12 protein-coding genes, 1 other RNA gene and 2 pseudogenes are annotated in these 13,767 nt (G+C 72.6%); all 15 read left to right on the top strand.

From position 1 onward, the window contains the following. The first annotated feature begins 10 nt into the window (after nt 1-10). The 15 genes and pseudogenes from ACOGI9_RS09220 (at nt 11) to recR (ending at nt 13,761) form a co-directional block, all read left to right on the top strand. Nucleotides 11-946 carry a DUF2232 domain-containing protein gene (locus ACOGI9_RS09220; protein WP_419856845.1) on the top strand — a complete coding sequence of 312 codons (936 nt, stop codon included), beginning with the start codon at nt 11-13 and terminating at the stop codon, nt 944-946. A gap of 22 nt (nt 947-968) precedes the next feature. Then, nucleotides 969-1,418 carry a 50S ribosomal protein L9 gene (gene rplI / locus ACOGI9_RS09215; protein WP_419856844.1) on the top strand — a complete coding sequence of 150 codons (450 nt, stop codon included), beginning with the start codon at nt 969-971 and terminating at the stop codon, nt 1,416-1,418. A gap of 26 nt (nt 1,419-1,444) precedes the next feature. Beyond that, on the top strand, nt 1,445-1,840 hold the full coding sequence (rsfS, locus tag ACOGI9_RS09210; protein WP_419856843.1) for a ribosome silencing factor: 396 nt from the start codon (nt 1,445-1,447) through the stop codon (nt 1,838-1,840). 53 nt (nt 1,841-1,893) lie between these two features. Further along, nucleotides 1,894-3,447, top strand: a complete 1,554-nt coding sequence (locus ACOGI9_RS09205; protein WP_419856842.1) for an SPOR domain-containing protein — start codon at nt 1,894-1,896, stop codon at nt 3,445-3,447. Beyond that, nucleotides 3,444-4,202, top strand: a complete 759-nt coding sequence (locus ACOGI9_RS09200; protein ID WP_419856841.1) for a hypothetical protein — start codon at nt 3,444-3,446, stop codon at nt 4,200-4,202. Before ACOGI9_RS09205 ends, ACOGI9_RS09200 begins: the two co-directional genes overlap by 4 nt. A gap of 129 nt (nt 4,203-4,331) precedes the next feature. Beyond that, the gene (locus ACOGI9_RS09195; protein WP_419856840.1) at nt 4,332-5,018 is read left to right on the top strand and encodes an SPOR domain-containing protein; all 687 of its coding nucleotides are present in this window, start codon (nt 4,332-4,334) and stop codon (nt 5,016-5,018) included. Nucleotides 5,019-5,024: 6 nt separating this feature from the next. Next, nucleotides 5,025-8,054: pseudogene (smc, locus tag ACOGI9_RS09190) on the top strand (chromosome segregation protein SMC); the annotation flags it as partial. A 46-nt stretch (nt 8,055-8,100) separates the two neighbouring features. Then, entirely contained in the window at nt 8,101-8,571 is a 471-nt protein-coding gene (locus tag ACOGI9_RS09185; protein ID WP_419859267.1) for an AAA family ATPase, read from the top strand. Further along, nucleotides 8,568-9,368: an MBL fold metallo-hydrolase gene (locus ACOGI9_RS09180; protein ID WP_419859266.1), complete on the top strand. Its 801-nt coding sequence runs from the start codon at nt 8,568-8,570 to the stop codon at nt 9,366-9,368. The genes ACOGI9_RS09185 and ACOGI9_RS09180 overlap by 4 nt, the downstream gene beginning before the upstream one ends. Before the next feature lie 112 nt (nt 9,369-9,480). Beyond that, nucleotides 9,481-10,524 (top strand): 3-deoxy-7-phosphoheptulonate synthase, encoded by a 1,044-nt coding sequence (gene aroF, locus ACOGI9_RS09175; RefSeq protein WP_419856839.1) that lies wholly within the window; start codon nt 9,481-9,483, stop codon nt 10,522-10,524. Between the two features lie 13 nt (nt 10,525-10,537). Next, nucleotides 10,538-10,882: pseudogene (locus ACOGI9_RS09170) on the top strand (YraN family protein); the annotation flags it as partial. 46 nt (nt 10,883-10,928) lie between these two features. Continuing rightward, an RNA gene (gene ffs, locus ACOGI9_RS09165) (signal recognition particle sRNA small type) lies at nt 10,929-11,024 on the top strand. Between the two features lie 99 nt (nt 11,025-11,123). After that, entirely contained in the window at nt 11,124-12,854 is a 1,731-nt protein-coding gene (gene dnaX, locus ACOGI9_RS09160; protein WP_419856838.1) for a DNA polymerase III subunit gamma/tau, read from the top strand. Continuing rightward, entirely contained in the window at nt 12,842-13,177 is a 336-nt protein-coding gene (locus tag ACOGI9_RS09155) for a YbaB/EbfC family nucleoid-associated protein (protein WP_419856837.1), read from the top strand. Before dnaX ends, ACOGI9_RS09155 begins: the two co-directional genes overlap by 13 nt. After that, nucleotides 13,174-13,761, top strand: a complete 588-nt coding sequence (gene recR / locus ACOGI9_RS09150) for a recombination mediator RecR (protein ID WP_419856836.1) — start codon at nt 13,174-13,176, stop codon at nt 13,759-13,761. The genes ACOGI9_RS09155 and recR overlap by 4 nt, the downstream gene beginning before the upstream one ends. Nucleotides 13,762-13,767 lie beyond the last annotated feature (6 nt).

Here is a 13,767-nt window from a genome sequence, read left to right as displayed (position 1 = left end):
GAGCCCCGGCGTGGGGCCGCTGAGGGAACGCTGGAGCGGTCTCTGGCCAGCCGCGGGTCTCCTCCTGCTGGTCATGCTGCTGTCGCCGCTGAGTTCGTCGCCGCTCGGGCTCATGGCGATCGTCGGCGTGCCCGCGGCCGTGGCGATTCTGACCTTCGAACCGCCCCGGTCCGGGTCGGCCGCCCTGGCGCTGCTGCTCCTGGCGGGAGCGGCGCTCGGGTTTCGGGAGGCCGGACCGCTGTGGTTCATGGAACGCGGCTGGGCGCTGCTTCTGGCCGGAGGGTTCGCCCTCAGCACGGCACTGGCGCCGGGCCGGCGGCTGTTCGACCGGTCGCTGGCGGCGGTCGCGGTCGCGGGAGCCACGGTCGCGGTCCTCGCCGTCCTGCGACCCGAGCTTCCGGCGGACCTCGACTGGCGGATCACGGCGCAGTTCAGCCAGGCGCTGGCCGCGTACGACTTCAACGCGTGGGGCGGCCGATCGGTGGAAGCGACGGTGCGCACCATCGTGAGCGTGTGGCAGGCCGTCTACCCGGCGATGCTCGCGCTCGCTTCGATCTCGGCCCTCGGGGTCGTCGGCTACATCATCGGGCGCGTCCGGGGAGAACCGAGACCGCTTCCGCCGCTGCGGGAGTTCCGGTTCGGCGACCACCTGGCCTGGGTGCTCGTGCTGGGGCTCGCGCTGCTGGTCCTCCCCGCCGGAGCGTGGGCGGACCGCGCGGGCGGCAACATGGTGACGGTGATGGGCGGCCTCTATCTGCTCCGGGGCCTTGCGGTGCTCGTGTGGCTGGGGGCTTCCGTGCTAAGCTCGGGCTGGGTGATCGGCCTGTGGGTGCTCGCGGCGCTCATCCTCTACCCGGTGACGGCGGGTGCGGCCCTCGTCATGGGAATCAGCGATACGTGGCTGGACCTGAGGTCGCGTCCGGGGGTGAAAACGGACGGGGCGTGAACCCCGGAAACTGGAGGGATCGATGGTGGAAGTGATTCTGAGAAAGGACGTCGCGGACCTCGGTCTGGCGGGCGAGATGGTGAACGTGCGGGCGGGGTATGCGCGCAACTACCTGGTTCCGCAGGGGATCGCGCTCGTGGCGACGGAGGGGAACCGGAAGCGGTTCGAGGAGGAGCGGCGCCAGATCGAACAGTCCGCCGAGCGGGAGCGCGAAGCGGCGCAGGAACTGGCGGGCGAACTCGAGGGCAGGGAGCTGAGCTTCGTGCGCCGGGCGAGCGAGAGCGGACGCCTGTTCGGCTCGGTCACGGCCGCGGACGTCGCGGATGAACTGGAGAAGGAGGGCGTCGCCGTGGATCGCCGCGCGATCCGGCTGGACGATCCGATCAAGGACCTCGGCGAACACGAAGTTCCGGTGCGAGTCCACGTGGACGTCGAGCCCACGCTCAAGGTGTCCGTGGTCGCCGAGGAATAGTGTCGACAGACGGCGGTCCGCGACCGATGGCGCACGGCCCGCTCCCGCTCGAGGAAGTGTGGCGCCGGCTCTCGGAACGGGGAGACCCCTCCCCGGAACTCCGCAGCGTGGCGGAGGCCGCGCTCGAGCGAAACGCACGCGTGCCGACGATCCTCGATCTGCGGGGGCTGTCGGACGTCACCGACTTCTTTCTCATCGCGACGGGCGACTCGGACACGCACGCCCGCGCGATCAGCGAGAACATCCTCGATCGCACGCGCGAGGACGGTTTCCGGCCGGTCGGCGTGGAGGGGCTGAACGCCGGTCGCTGGGTGCTGATGGACTACGTGGGCCTCATCGTGCACGTCTTCCTGGGCGAAGTCAGGGAGTTCTATCGGCTCGAGCGGCTGTGGGGCGACGCCCCCCTCTTCGAGTTGGAGTGAAGCGGGGCCGGGGCCGTTCCGCGACCGGTGGCGCGCCGCTAGCTTGGAGGGCCATGAACCGTGCGAAAATGCCGGCCGCGCTCCTCCTCCTGCTCGGGGTCGGGGGCATTGCCGGCGCCTGCGGAAGCCCCCCGGAAGATCAGCCGGATCCCCTCGAAGGCGCGGCGCTCGTCTCCGGGACGTCGCTCGAGCGGTACGGGCTCCTCGTCATCCCGCGCGACGGCGGCGTCGCGCAGTTCCGTTCCATCGAGAGCCCGTCCACGGTGCGCTGGACCGGTCGCCTGCCGCTCGGAAGCGTCACGGCGGCCCATTCGCTCGGCTCGGCCGTCGTGCTGCAGCGCGGGCGGCGGCTTCACCTCTACACGACCTCGCCCGTGGAGGCCGAGACCCCGCTGCCCGACGCGCCCGCCGCCGGCCGCTGGATCGCCTCGCCCCAGGGGGGCGCCTTCGTGTCGGGCGACCGGATTCTCGCCATCACCCCCACCCGCACCGCGGAGGTGACGGCCGCTGGCGCCGTGCACTGGGCGGCCCCCGCCGCCGCAGACCGGGTCGTCGCCCTCGTCGAAGGCGCGGGCGGACCCGAACTCGCGGTATGGGAGGCCGGGGAACCGGAGCCCGCGGCGACGCGGACCGTCGGCACCCGCGGCCCCGTCGCGCTCGCGGGCTGGGGCCGAACCGTCGTGACGGCGTCCGAGGATGGAAGGGGACTCACGGAGTGGTCGATTCCCGAACTCGAACCGGCGGAGGGGACGGAGATCGGCGGCGCGCCGTCGGCCCTGGCCATCTCCCCCTCGCAGCACCGCGTGTTTGCGGCGTCGGTCGACCGGCCGCGCTTCACGGTCATCGACCGCTACGACTGGCGCGAGGTCGGATCCTCGCGGATCGAGGCGCCCATTGAGACGTTGCGGCCCGGCATGACGGGCGACCGGCTCGTGGCCTGGGATGGCTCGAACGCGTGGTCCGCGAGGGCGGGAGAGGCCGGTCTGGGCGCGGTGCCGGGAGAGTGGCGCGCGGACCTTCCGCTCGCGCTGCCGGGCGGGGCGGTGCTGGTGTCGTCGGGGAGCGGTCTCGGCCTCCTCCGCCCGGATGGCGAGGTCGCCGCCGTGGAGGGTCCCGCCGACGCCTGGTGGCTCCCGTTCCGATGGGGGCGGCGCCTGCCCGTCGCGTCCGCCGCCGTCGTGCCGGAGGACACGCTGGAAGACGCCGAGGAGGCGCTCGATGCGCTCGCCGACAGCGTTCCGCCCGGCCGCATCGGACTGTTGACGATGGGGAGGACGGAGGACCGGCGCCCGCGGACGCAAACCCTCGGCGATCCCGTCCCGGGGGACCCGCCGCCGGAGCTTCCCGCCGGCTTCTATGCCGTCGCTCAATCCTCGCGGCAGTTGGCCGCGCTCGAACAGGTGCGCCAGCTCCTCGACGGCTCGGGGTATTCGACGCACGTGTTGCGCCGGATGGACGAGGCCAGCGAAATCTGGTATCGGCTCCTCGTGGGCCCTTACGAAACGCGCCCCGATGCCGAGGGGGCGGCGCTCGAGTTGCAGCGGGAGAGGGGGATCGATGCGTGGATTCATGAGGAGGGGGATCAGGCGGTGAGGCGGGACCCGTGACCGCCCCGGCCCCGGCCCCGTTCCCCTGGGAACTGCCCGCCGATGCGCGGATCGTTGCGCTCGTCTTCCGGCGTTCGGAGGCCGAGAGAAGCGCGACGGCGGTGGACGCGATCGCCACCTCCATCGCCCGCCGGCGCGGACGGACGCTCGTCCTGAACGCCGAATCCGGGCCCTCGCCCCTCGACGAACTCGCCGGCGCGTCCGAGCGGGCCGACGCCGGCGGCATGGCGGAGTTCCTCGGCGGTCAGGCCGGCCTTGCCGGGATCGCCGTGCGGCGCGCGGACTGCCCCTACGTATATCTGCCGGCGGGAAGGGTGCCGGAAGGCGTGGTCGGGCTGCTGGAATCCGCCGCGCTCGCCCGCTTCGTGTCCCGCGTGAAGGAGCAGGACGGGACGCTCTTCATCGCCATGTCCGATCGCGGGCGCCCCTCCGACGACCTGCTCGGTCTCCTCGACGGGTACATCGCCGTGGGCAGCGTCCCCCCCGAGGACCACGGCATGCGGTGCTACGGCCACGTGCCCTTCGAGTCGAGCGAGCCGGCGAGTCGAGCGTGGCCCCCGAGGCGAAGCCCGTGGAAGACGCGGCCGAGCCCCCCCCGGAACCCGAGCCGCAACCCGAACCCGAGCCCCCGGCGGAGCCCGAGCCCCGGCTGGAATCCGAGCCCGAGCCGGACGCCGCTCCCGCGGACTCGCCCCCGGCGCCCGCAAAGGCCCGGGGCCGCCGCCCGCGCGGGCCGCTCGTCGCGGCGCTGGTGATCGCGGCGCTGGCGGTCGGGAACCTGTGGGCGTACCGGAACGGCTGGTTCGACCGCGCGTTCTCCCGTTTCGGGTCGATGATCGGAGGGTCGGAGGACGCTCCGGCGGCGGTGACGCCCGTGACGCCCGTTGGACGGCGCCGCCCAAGCTGCGGGCACCCAGGCGGACGACACCCAGTTGGGCGACACCCCGTCGGATGACACCCAGTCGGACGACATCTCCTCGGGCGACATCCCGCCGGGCGACGTCGTGCCGGAAGACCTCCCGCAGCCGCCCGATGACGCCGCCGTCGCCGCCGCGTTCGAGTCGGCCGCCGAGCGGCCGTACTCCGTGCTCCTCGGAAGCTTCGTGGACCCGGCCGAGGCGGCGGAGCGCATGGCCGAGATCCGCGACCTGCGCGGAGACGTGCTGTACGTCACGGCCCCCACGACGGTTCGCGAAGTCCGGTATCAGAGGATCCTCGCCGGGGCCGTCGCGACCGAGGCGGAGGCTGCCGCCCTCATGGAGGAACTCGCGGCGGTGGGCGTGGCCCGGGAGGCGAACCCGTGGCTCCTGCGTCCCGTGAGCTTCGCGTACGACCTCGGCGTGTTCGTGGAGCGCCCCGAAATGGAGGCGCGGATCGCCGAACTCGCGTCGCTCGGCATCCCCGCGTACAGCCTCGAGACGGCGCTCGACGGCATGCCGGTCTTCAGGGTGTACGGGGGCGCGTACGAGGACGAGGCGGCGGCCGCCCCCATGCGCGACGCGCTGGAAGCGGCCGGCGAAACCGCGACGCTGATCGCGAGGCGCGGCGACGCCGCTCCTTCAACCCCCTGAGGGCGCTTGAAGATCAAGGCCCTGACCCTGCGCGGATTCAAGTCGTTCGCCGACCGGACGCGGATCGAACTGCACGAGGGGATCACGGCCGTCGTCGGCCCGAACGGCTGCGGAAAATCGAACCTCTCCGACGCGCTGCGCTGGGTGCTGGGAGAACAGCGCCCGACCGCCATCCGGGGATCCCGCATGGAGGAGGCGATCTTCGGGGGGACGGAGGCGCGGCAGCCCATCCACCGGGCCGAGGTCCTGCTCGAACTCTCGAACGAGGACGGCGTGCTTCCCGTGCCCTACGCCGAGGTCGCGATCGGCCGCACGGTCTACCGCGGCGGCGAGAGCGAGTACACGCTCAACGGCACGGCCTGCCGGCTCAAGGACATCCTGGATCTGTGCCGGGACACGGGGCTGGGCTCGAACGCCTACGCGATGATCGAGGGCCGCATGGTGGACGCGATCCTCTCGGACCGCGCCGAGGAGCGCCGGACGCTGTTCGAGGAAGCCGCCGGGATCGGGCGCTACAAGGACCGCCGCCGGATCGCGACCCGCCGGCTCGAGCAGGCGGACGGAGATCTGCAACGGCTCGAGGACGTGCTGGTCGAGGTGGCGTCCAAGGTCCGCTCGCTCGCGCAACAGCGGGGACGGGCCGAGCGCCACGCGAAGCTGCGCGCCCGGCTCCTGCAACTCGAGATCGCCGTCGCGGACGCCCATCTCGAGGACGCCACCCGACGGCTGGCCGAAGCCCGGGCCGAATTCGAGCGCCTGGAGCCGGACGCGGGCCCGGACCACGTGGATCTGAGCACGGCGGAGACCCGGGCGGAGGCGCTTCGCCTGGAGTACACCGGCATGGAGCGGGAGCGGGCCGGCCTCGCCCGGAGCCTGGAGGAGGCCCGCCGCGCCGTGGAGGAGCAGGAACGTGCCCGGCTCCTCGCCGGGGCGAGAGGTTCGAGCGCGCGCGACCGGCTGGGGACCCTCGAGGAGGAGGTGCGCCGGAACGAGCGCCGGCGCGGGGACCTCCGGGAGCGCGTGGCGGAAGCGCGGGCCGCCCTGAAGGAGGGGGAGTCGCTCGCCGCCGAAGGCGCCGCGGCGACGGCTGAACTCGAGCGTCGGGCGGAGGCGCTGGCCGAGACGGCCCGCACCGCCGCGCGCGAGCGCGCCGCCGCCCGGGAGGCGCTCGATGAAGCGCGCCGCGAGACGGAACGCTGGAGGCTCGAACTCGGCGTGAGGGAGGTTCGGGCCCGCGACCGCAGCGAGGAGCTCGAGCGGCGCCGCCCGGCCCTCGATGCGCTCGCCGCCCAGGAGCGCGGGCTCCGGAAGGAGGCGGAGAGCGCGTCGGGGCGCGAGGCGCAGGCGGGCCGGACGCTGGAGGATGCGCGCGAGCGGCTGCGGGCGGCGCGCGAGGCCGCGTCCTCCGCGGACACGGCGCTGCGTCGCGCCCGCGATGAAGCGGCCGACCTGGAGGGCCGTCTCGCCGCCGCGCGCGCCCGCGCCTCGAGTCTCGGGTCCCTGGTGGGGTCGAGCGCGCTGCTCCCCGAGGCCGTCGCCGAACTGCTGAAGGACCGGAGCGCGATCCCCGGACTCCACGGCGCGCTGTCGGAGTTCATGGAAGCGTCCGCTCCCTGGGCGGCCGCGGTCGAATCTCATCTCGGCCCGTACCTGCACGGCGTCGTCGTGCGCGACGGGTCCGCGGTCCGGGCGGTCGAGGCATGGCTCGATCGGCGCGGCGGAGAGGAGAGCGTCCTCGTGCTCCCGCTCGATCCCGGCCCGCTCCCGGGACCGCCGGAGGCGGACGCGCCCCTCATGCGACACGTCGACGCGAAGGGGGCCGGCGCCGTCTGGGTGAAGGCGCTGCTCGCGGGCGTCGAGGTCCGGTCCGGCGGCGAACCGGCGCCGCGCCCGCACGCCTGGGTAGATCCCGAGGGACGGCGCCAGGACCGGTGGGGCGGGGTCTACGTGGGAGGCGCCGCCTCGGAAGGGCTCCTGAGCCGGCGGGCCGAACTCCGGGCCCTGCGCGACGAAGCGGCGGCGCTGGAGGAGGATCGCGCGCGCTCGCGGGAGGCGGTGAAGGAGCTGGCGGCCGCCGCCTCCGAAGCGCTCGCGGGGTCGAACGCGCTGGAGCGCTCGGTGTCCGACGCGGAGTCGGCCCGCCGTGAGGCCGAAGCCGACCGCACCTCGGCGGAGGCGCGGCTCGTCCGGCTGGACCGCGAGCGCAGCGAACTCGCCGGCCGCATCGAACAACTGGAGGCGTTCAGCGAGGATGACGTGTCGCTCTCGGCGGACGACGACGCCCGCGCCGGCGAACTGGACCGGAAGGTCTCGGAGTGGTCCTCCACCCACGAGGAGGCGCGAACGAAGGCCGACGACGCCCGCGCCGCCGCCGATGCGGGGAAGGCGGAACTTCACCGCGCGGAGCTGGCGCAGGCGCGGCGGGAGGCCGAGGTCGAGAATCGGCGCGGCGTGGAGAGCCGCCTCGTCGAGGCCGCGGACGACGCGGAGGAACGGTCGCGGACGCTGGCGCGGGAGGTGGACGGGCTCCACGCCGCGATCGCGGACAGCGAGGCGCAGGCGGAGGAGCTGGAGGCGGCCATCGGCGCCGCGCTCGAAACCCGGACCCGGCGCGAGACGGATCTGTCGGAGCTGGAGCGGCGGATCGCCGAACGGCGCGGACGGCTGGACAGGCTGGAGTCGGAACTGAGCGAGGCGCGGCGGCTCGAGCGCGAGCGCGTGGAGGCCCGGCACCGGCTCGAACTGGAGATCACGCAACTCGAGGCGCTGGAGTCCTCGATTCGGGGCCGCGTGGAAGCGGAATGGGACGCCCCGCTCGCGGAACTCCGGGAACGCGTCGACCCCGTCGACGATGCGGAGCCCGACGAATGGGAACCGGAGCTGGAGCGCGTGCGGCGTTCGATCGCCCGCATCGGACCGGTCAACCTCCTCGCGCAGCGGGAATACGAGGAAGAACAGACGCGTCTCGAGTTTCTGACGGGACAGCGCGACGACCTGACCCGGGCGCGCGACGACCTGCGGACCTCGATCCGCCGGATCAACCGGCGAGGCGACCTCCGCGCTCCTGGAGACGTTCGAGCAGGTGAGGACCAACTTCCACCGCACCTTCGACACCCTCTTCGAGGGCGGGCAGTGCGATCTCCGGTTCGAGAACCCCGACGACGCCCTGGACTCCCCGATCGAGATCTCCGCCAGTCCCCGCGGCAAGAAGACGCAACGGATCCATCTCCTCTCCGGCGGCGAACGGGCGCTGACCGCGCTCGCCCTGTTGTTCGCGATCTACCTCGCGAAGCCGAGCCCCTTCTGCCTGCTGGACGAGGTGGACGCGCCGCTGGACGAGACGAACATCCTCCGGTTCGTCCGCATGCTGAAGGAATTCAAGGAAGAGACCCAGTTCATCGTCATCACCCACAATCCGCGCACGATCGAGAACGCCGACTGGATCTACGGCGTGACGATGCAGGAGGCGGGCGTCTCCTCGATCGTCGGCGTGGAGCTCAACGCCACCGCGCAGAACTCCGCCCCGCAGGACTCCGCTCCGCAGGTGGCGTGACCGACACCGAACTGGTCGTCGTCGGGTGCGGCACCGTCGTCCCGGAAGCGGACCGGGCCGCCTCCTCCTACTGGGTCTCGTCCCCCGGCACCGGATCGGCGGCGCAGACGCACGTCCTCTTCGACTGCGGTCCCGGAGCCCTGCAGGCGCTCGCCCGCCTCGGCCTGCCCTGGGGCGAGATCACCGACCTCGCGATCACCCACTTCCACGCGGACCACGTCGGCGCGCTCCCGGGCTTCTTCTTCGCCCTGAGACACGGCCTCCCCCGACCCCGCAGCCGGCCGCTCACGGTGTGGGGTCCCGCGGGCACCCGCACCTTCTTCGAGAAGCTCGCGGGCGCCTATGGCGACTTCGTCCTCGATCCCGGCTTCCCCGTCCTCATCGAGGAAGTCGCGCCGGGCGAGACGCGCAGCCTGAGCGGAGGCCCCGGCCTCGAAGCCCACAAGACGCCGCACACCGAGGAGAGCGTCGCGTGGCGGCTCGACGGCGAGACATTCAGCTTCGGGTACACGGGCGACTCCGGGCCATCCACGGAACTGGGCTCGTTCATGCGCGGGGTGAGCGCCCTCGTCTGCGAGTGCTCGCTGCACGACGCGCAGGCGTCGGACAACCACCTGTCGCCCGCGCGCGTCGCCGAGTTGGCGACCGCCGCGCGCCCGCGCCTTCTCGTGCTGACGCACATCTACCCGCACTTCCGAACGGGCCACGACGTCGCCCGTCTCGTGGCCGAGGCCGGATACGACGGGGATGCGCGCATCGCGAGGGAAGGGCTCCGGGTCTCGTTGACGAACAGGTGACGCCAGTGGAGTATCCTCCTCCTGCCGGCGCCGCGGGGAGCGGACCGGAGACTCACGGCCCTGCCGCGCTCGGCGCGCGCACGACGGGCGAACGTCACCCACAGGGGGAACGATGCTGGTGGTCATGAAGCACGGCGCCACGGACGGGCAGGTCCGGGACGTGGTCCGCGCGATCGAGGATATGGGATACCGGGCCCGGCCCATGCCGGGCGCCCAGCGCACGACCGTGGGCCTCGTCGGCAACGACGGACGCGTCGAGGAAAGCCGGCTCGTGGGGATCGAGGGCGTGCTCCGCGTCATTCACGTGTCGCCGCCCTACAAGCAGGTGAGCCGGGAATGGTGGCCCGAGAACACGGTCATCGAGCTGTCCAACGGCGTGCGCATCGGGGAGAAGGATGTCGTCGTGATGGCCGGCCCCTGCTCCGTGGAATCGCGCGAACAGATCTTGGAGACGGCGCACCGGGTCGCGGAAGCCGGGGCGACCGTGCTGCGCGGCGGAGCCTTCAAGCCGCGGACCTCGCCCTACTCCTTCCAGGGGCTCGGGGAGGAGGGGCTGCAACTGCTCGCCCGCGCGCGGGAGGAGACGGGCCTCGCGATCGTCACCGAGGCGCTGGACACGGAGAGCATGGGCCTCGTCGCGGAATACACCGATGTCATCCAGATCGGCGCGCGGAACATGCAGAACTACTCCCTGCTGAGGGCGGCGGGCCGCGCCGGCAAGCCGGTGCTCCTCAAGCGGGGGATGGCCGCGACGATCAAGGAGTTGCTGCTCGCCGCGGAGTATGTCGTCGCCGAGGGCGAGTCACGCGTCATGCTGTGCGAACGCGGCGTCCGCAACTTCGACACGCACGCGCGGAACCTGTTCGACCTCACGGCCATCGTGACGATCCACGAGTTGTCGCACCTCCCGGTGGTGGCGGATCCCAGCCACGGCACGGGGGCCCGGTCGAAGGTCGGACCGTTGGCGCGGGCCGCGGTCGCGGCGGGCGCGGACGCGCTCATCCTCGAGGTCCACCCGGATCCGCCGACGGCGGCGTCGGACGGCCAGCAGTCGCTCACGCTCGAGCAGTTCGATGCGCTGATGGCCGAGCTTCACCCCATCGCGAACGCCATCGGCCGCCGGATCGCGCGCGCCCGCGTCCCCGCCCACGGCTGACCGCGGCCTCGGCAGCCTCGGCGAGCGCATCGCCGCGCGCCACCTGGCGGATGAGGGGTACGAGATCCTCGACCGCAACTGGCGCGTGGGGCGGCTGGAGATCGATCTCGTCATCCGGGACGGGGACACGGTGGCCTTCGTCGAAGTGAAGACCCGCCGCCCCGGCGTGCAGACGCCCGAGGAGGCGCTCTCCCGGGCCCAGAGGGGGAGAATCCGCCGCGCGGCCGGAGCGTGGCTCGGCCGGCATCCCGGCGCCGCGGCGGAGGCCCGCTTCGACGTCGTCGCGGTGGAGGTCGATGGCCGCGGAACGTCCCGGGTCCGCCACATCCCGGACGCCTTCTACGGCGAGGATGCATGACGGTTTTTTCTGGCCGCTGCCCCGGTCGTCCGATAAGATAACGGTGCCCCAGGCCCGTGGGGCCGGAGCGCGTGAATCCCGTCAGGACCGTGAAGGTAGCAGCGGTAAGCGTGTGACGGTCGCCACGGCCCGCCTGGGGTCGTTCGCCCGATGTCGGCGGCGGCCCCGCGTCGCGGGGCGCGGGCGTCCTCAGACCCGAAGGAGTCGAAGCCGGCCGGGATCGTGACCCCGGCCGACCCAGATGGCTCACGAGCCCTTGTACCGCACCGCGCTGGCCAGAACCTACCGGCCCCGAGGCTTCTCGGAGCTGATCGGACAGGACCACATCGCGCCCACGCTGAAGGCCGCGATCGAGTCCGGCCGGGTCGGCCACGCGTATCTCTTCTGCGGTCCGCGCGGGGTCGGGAAGACGACGACCGCGCGCATCCTCGCCATGGCCCTGAACTGTCCCGACCGCTCCGCCGGCGAACCGTGCGGCACCTGCCCCTCGTGCGAGCGGATCTGGTCCGGGGGCGCCTCGCTGGACGTCGTCGAAATCGACGCGGCGAGCCACCGGGGCGTCGAGGACGCGCGGGACCTCCGCCGTCGCGCCGCGTACGCGCCCACGAGCGAGGAGCGCTACAAGATCTACATCCTCGACGAAGCGCACATGCTCACGCGCGACGCCTGGAACGCGCTCCTGAAGATCCTCGAGGAGCCGCCGCCCCGCGTGATCTTCGCCTTCGCCACCACCGAGCCGCAGAAGATCGAGCGCGGCGCGGCGCCCGTCATGTCCCGCTGCCAGCGTTTCGACTTCCGGCGGGTCTCCGTGCAGGACATCGCGAGCCGCATGGAGACGGTGCTCGAGGCGGAGGGCATCCCGGCCGAGCCGGGGGCGCTGCGGGCGATCGCGCGCCGGGCCGAAGGCGGCGTCCGCGACGCGCTCTCGTCCCTCGACCAGGTGCTCTCCTTCCGGGGAGACGCGGTCGAACTCGCGGATGTCCGCCGCATGCTCGGGCTCGTCGACGAAGATCGATATCTCGCCTTCTTCGAGATCGCGGCGAACGGGGATCGGGCCGGCGTGTTCGCCTTCGTCCAGGACCTCCTCGACGATGGGCACGACCCCGCGGAGTTTCTGCGCGGACTCGGCGACGCGCTGCGCACCCTCCTCGTGCTGCGGCTCGATCCGGAGGCCGAGGCGGTCGAACTCCTGCCCGAGTCGCGCGAGCGTTTCCTCGCCGCCGCCGGGGCCCTGGTTCCCGCGGACCTGCTCCGGATGCTGGCCGCGCTCAGCGAGTTCGAGGCCTCCGGCATGCTCCACCGGTCCTCGCAGCCGCGCATCCAGCTCGAGGTCCTGCTGCTCCGTCTCGTCCGCATGGAGTCGACCGTCGGACTCGAGGAACTCCTGGCCGCCCTGGGCGCCCCCGCCGGCGAGGCTCCGTCCCGTACGCGAGCGCCGAAGCCGCCGCGTCGCGAGCGCGAGAAGCGTCCTCCGCCGCCCGCGGCCGCTCCCGCGGATCGGTCGTCCCCCCCGGAGCCCCCGCCCCCGGAGCCTCCTCCGCCGGAATCCTCTCCGCCGGAATCCTCCGGCGGCGCGCGCGGGAGCCCGGGTCCGCGAGGCGTGGGCCGCGGCGGTCGCCGAGATGCCGGGGCTGGGCGGAATGTCCGGCCTGGCCCTGCGCGGCACGGAGGTCGACGGTCTCGTGGATGGCGAGGTCCGGCTCCGCGTCCAGGCCGGATTGCGGGAGGAACTCGAGAAGCTGTTCAAGGACGAGTCGCGTTCCGGCCCTCTGCGCGCGAACCTCGCGGAACGCCTGGGGTTGCCGACCGTGAAGTTCGCGATCGTCGACCACAACGGCGGCCGCATGACCGCCGGGGAAGCGGCCCGGTCGCGGGTCGAGCGGATGCTGGACGGAAACCCGCAGCTCCGGGAAGCCGTGAAGGAACTCGACCTCACCCTGAAGGAGTAGGAGAATCCGAGTGGACGGCGTGAACATCCAGCAGTTGATTCAACTCAGCCAGCAGATGCAGTCGCGCATGAGCGAGATGCAGGAGAAGCTCGAGCGCGAGACGATGACGGCGGCTTCGGGCGGCGGCATGGTCGAGGTGACGGTGGACGGCCAGGGCAACATCAAGGGCGTCTCCATCGATCCCGCCGCGGTGGACCCGGAAGAGGTCGAGATGCTCGAGGACCTCATCGTCGCCGCGGCCTCGGCGGCGCAGCGGCGGGCGAAGGATCGAATGGAGAGCGAGATGCGCCAGGCGGCGGGAGGCCTGCCGCTGCCGGGTCTGGGCAACTTCCTCGGCCGTCCGTGAACGCGATCGAAGCGCTCGTGGGCGAACTCGGCCGGCTCCCCGGGATCGGCCGCAAGACCGCCCGCCGGCTCACGTACCACCTTCTCAAGAGTTCGAAAGACGATTCCCGGCGGCTGGCGCGGGCCATAGAACGGGTCGCGGCGGAGGTCCGCGTGTGCGGCGCCTGCGGCAACCTCAGCGACATGGAGCCGTGCGAATACTGCCGCAGCCCGAGGCGCGATCCCGGGCAGGTGTGCGTCGTGGAGGAAGCGTCGGACATCCCGGCGATCGAGAACTCGGGGAACTTCGGGGGGTTGTATCATGTACTTGGCGGGCGGTTGTCCCCGCTCGACGGGGTCGGGCCCGAAGACCTGAACATCAAGGCCCTGCTGCGGCGTCTCGACACCCCGGTCCGGGAGGTGATCATCGCGACGAACGCGAGCGTGGAGGGAGAGGCGACGGCGACGTACCTGCAGCGCCTGCTCGCCTCGGCCGCCGACGTCACCGTCACGCGGCTTGCCCGCGGGCTGCCCGTGGGAGGGGACCTCGAGTACGCCGACGGGGTGACGATCGCCGAAGCCTTCGCCGGCCGACGGGAGATGTAGCGAACC

The organism is Candidatus Palauibacter irciniicola (genome assembly GCF_965208695.1).
Classification (GTDB): domain Bacteria; phylum Gemmatimonadota; class Gemmatimonadetes; order Palauibacterales; family Palauibacteraceae; genus Palauibacter; species Palauibacter irciniicola.
Note: the sequence above shows the minus strand (reverse complement) of the source record. Positions and strands in the feature narration are given on the sequence as shown.

Bases quoted from the DNA above. Each gene is read 5' to 3' on its own strand.
- rplI (WP_419856844.1), top strand. From the start codon at position 969: ATGGTGGAAGTGATTCTGAGAAAGGACGTCGCGGACCTCGGTCTGGCG.
- rsfS (WP_419856843.1), top strand. From the start codon at position 1,445: ATGGCGCACGGCCCGCTCCCGCTCGAGGAAGTGTGGCGCCGGCTCTCG.
- ACOGI9_RS09205 (WP_419856842.1), top strand. From the start codon at position 1,894: ATGAACCGTGCGAAAATGCCGGCCGCGCTCCTCCTCCTGCTCGGGGTC.
- aroF (WP_419856839.1), top strand. From the start codon at position 9,481: ATGCTGGTGGTCATGAAGCACGGCGCCACGGACGGGCAGGTCCGGGAC.
- dnaX (WP_419856838.1), top strand. From the start codon at position 11,124: ATGGCTCACGAGCCCTTGTACCGCACCGCGCTGGCCAGAACCTACCGG.